General features: G+C 58.2%; 2 protein-coding genes and 1 pseudogene. 2 read left to right on the top strand and 1 reads right to left on the bottom strand.

Features of this window, described 5'->3' with window-relative positions:
- Positions 1–125, bottom strand: a pseudogene (locus WCB02_RS30700) (tyrosine-type recombinase/integrase); the annotation flags it as partial.
- Positions 126–136: 11 nt separating this feature from the next.
- On the opposite strand from WCB02_RS30700, the gene WCB02_RS30705 reads away from it, so the two are divergent.
- On the top strand, positions 137–1105 hold the full coding sequence (locus WCB02_RS30705; RefSeq protein ID WP_423963966.1) for a hypothetical protein: 969 nt from the start codon (positions 137–139) through the stop codon (positions 1103–1105).
- Between the two features lie 8 nt (positions 1106–1113).
- A complete protein-coding gene (locus WCB02_RS30710) occupies positions 1114–1572 on the top strand; it encodes a hypothetical protein (protein ID WP_423963968.1) in 459 nt (152 codons plus the stop codon).
- The last annotated feature ends 1429 nt before the right edge of the window (positions 1573–3001 follow it).

Consider the following 3001-nt stretch of genomic DNA (forward strand, 5'->3'; position numbering starts at 1 on the left):
CGGCGGATCTGCTCGAGCGCCGCCGGCTGTCGATATTCGAGGAAGCGGAAGAACGACTTGATAGCCGCAAGCCGCACGTTGCGCGTGACGGCGGCGTTTCCGCGTACATCTTCGAGATGCTCGAGGACAGGGCGCGATGACCGCCTCCCAGCACATGACGCGCGAGGGATGGGACAGAATACACCATCTCAACGACACGCCTTACACCCAACGATTCGACGAGGCTGAAGCGGCGCGCAAAGAGTCGCTGAGCTTTCAGTGGAACCGCTTCACTGATCTAATCAACGGCATACAGACCACGGCTGCACATCTCGGCGACCCCGCCCTGATAAACGCCCTGAAGTCCGTCAACGATGTGTTGGAGACGTGGCCTCCCAGGGTAGAGGCGTTCGGGCAGAGCGTGGGCCAGTCAATGCAGGCGGTGTCGGACGCGTTCAAGTCCTTCAATGATAGCGCTGCGGGAAAGATGGTTGCGGACGCGCTGACGGCTGTTGGCCACGCGATGGAGGCAGTAGGCGAAACGTTCTGGTCTGTCGAGAAGGCGCTGTTTGACGTCGTCATGGCGATAGATAAGGGCGTTCTTGGTACGCTGTATAGCGCTCTAGAAAAGATCGCGAAATGGTTGGGCTATAGCGACGGCCCGAATGCGCCGAAAGACACCCCCAAGATGCCCGCGCCCGATAAGGACGCGCCGACGATTTGGCCGGACAACACTGAAAGCCATCCGGCTAAAATCGGATTTACGCGGGGCACTAGCGTTCCTGTTGTCGATGACTTCGGCCGGATTATCGACACGGACAGCGGCACCCCGTCGCCCAGCAAGAGTAAGAGCGCACAGCCAATGGCTCAATTCGTCGATGACTTCGGGCGTATCGTTGGGGATGACAGCGGGTCGAAGGGCGGTACGGTTACCGGCACCGTCGAAGGGCAGGCAACGATTACGGTGCCTCCGATCGAGATCACCCCATCGCAGTGGTTTGTTGCAAAGATCGCATCAATTGAGAACGCAATCCTGTCACTAAAGGGCCAACTAGGCAACGCCAAGACGGGCGTCAACATGCCCGGCAGCAGCGGGGCAAAGCCGGTCTACACTGGCGTGCAATAGGAGCAACAATGTCTATCTTCGACGAGGCGTTGAGAGACCTCAACGCCGCTGTGATCGATACGTTCTCAGAACTCGTGACAATCATTCCGATGACGCGCACGCCGAACTTTCAGGCCACACCTGATACGTTCCTAGGCCCCGTGACGGTGAACGCAGTGTACCGGGCGCCATACGCGCTCGCGCTTGGCGAGAACCGCTACATGCGCGGTGCGATCGACGTGGAACTATCACCGGGTGTCTCGACGACGCATCCGACGTTTATGATCCGCACGTGTGAACTACCGTGGTCGGTACATCACGGCTATCAGGTCCGGCGATGCCAGACAGGGGAGGTGTACGAAGTGCGGGAGAAGATCGTCGACAACATGGCGTCGACCGTTACCCTGCGCGTGAGCAAACTCGGGAAGCCGCTCGCCCCCGAGGACAAGGCCGCACAACTGAGAAAACGCTACGGTATCAGCGGCTGAACTGTTTGCCATCGCGATGGGGCTTGGGGTGCCCCTTACCTTCTCGCTGTGGCGCACATCCCCACAATTGCAATCAAGGGAGCAGCAGCGATGCTGCTCTCTGTCGTTATGGGCTACGCGTTAATGCTCGGGATCGCGGCTGGTCACGGGTTTGCAAAGGGCCAGCGCGACCGCGGCACAAATAACCGCAGTGAGCCGACAGACCTCACGTTCCTCGCAGAGTTCTTGTGCATAATGCTCCCCCTCGAAACCAATGGAGGGTGGCGATGACACTGCACGATATCCCGCCGGGGCAGCCGATAACGCTCGTGAAGCGGCGCGTCTGTTCCAGCCCGAAGGTTCAATTACTGTCGCATCGCTTCGGGCGGAACACGCGCGGGGCAGGCTGACCATCTTCAAGATCGGTAGAACGCACTTCACAACGCCTGCCGATCTCTGGAAGATGATTGAAGCATGTCGCATACGAGCACCGGGACGCGGCTTTGGCTCGACGCAGCCCGGCAATCGGGGGCGGGTGTCGACGGTTGACCCGAGTGTCGCACAGGCTGCAGCGCTGGCCGCGAACAGGCAGCGTAGAGAGCAACTGCGGATGGAAGCGCGGGAAAAACGCCGCCGCGACAATTCTACATAGCCGACGATTGCGCCCAAAAGTGTTCTTGGTTGCCAACGCTCATCGATCCGTGCGACTCTTCTTGTGTTGAGATATTGCATCATAATCCCGGAATGTTTTTCAGGTGGCGAGGGCCTTGCGCCGGGCTGCGAACAAACACCGCTGCACCGACCAACTTGATCAATTCGTGCCGCAGGTTCGCCTTTAAATTGCGCGAATGCCGTTGCGATAATCGATATTCGATTGCGGGGCTAACTGCATTTTCCAAACAGCCGGTCGCCCCGAGAGAAAAATCGCGTATTGGGGGGGGGTGAAATATGGGAAGACGCAAACTATTAATGTTAGCGGCGATCTTCAGTCTGGTTGGCTCGGAGTCGTTTGCGGGGTGTTTTTGTCAGGTCGATTCTGACGTTGCCTTGCGCATTTATCGATGGGGCGACAAAAAAATGCGTTACTTCATACCCGGGGAGACGGTTTGGCGCGAACGGACGGATGAAAGGGAGCGATATACGTTTGTTGAAAATCCGCGATTAGGTGGGGGACATGTCCGCGCCAAATATCTTCATACTTTCGGCACGGAAAAAGCATGTTTGGACTGGACGTGCCATTATGTGAGGTTTGCAACGGCTCCTTTTACGCCCGAGCACTTAAAGCCTAATCACCCCATAAGTCTACCGCCCGGCGGCCCAGACGAGTAGTTGCGCGTCATAGTTGCGGGCGTTGAACGTGATGCGACGAAATCTGTGAACGCCGATCGGCTGGGCGGCTCACAGCCGGTCACGCTAGACGCGTGCGGACGAGCAGGCGGCACGCGTAACT

The organism is Bradyrhizobium sp. (genome assembly GCF_049581145.1).
Lineage (GTDB): Bacteria > Pseudomonadota > Alphaproteobacteria > Rhizobiales > Xanthobacteraceae > Bradyrhizobium.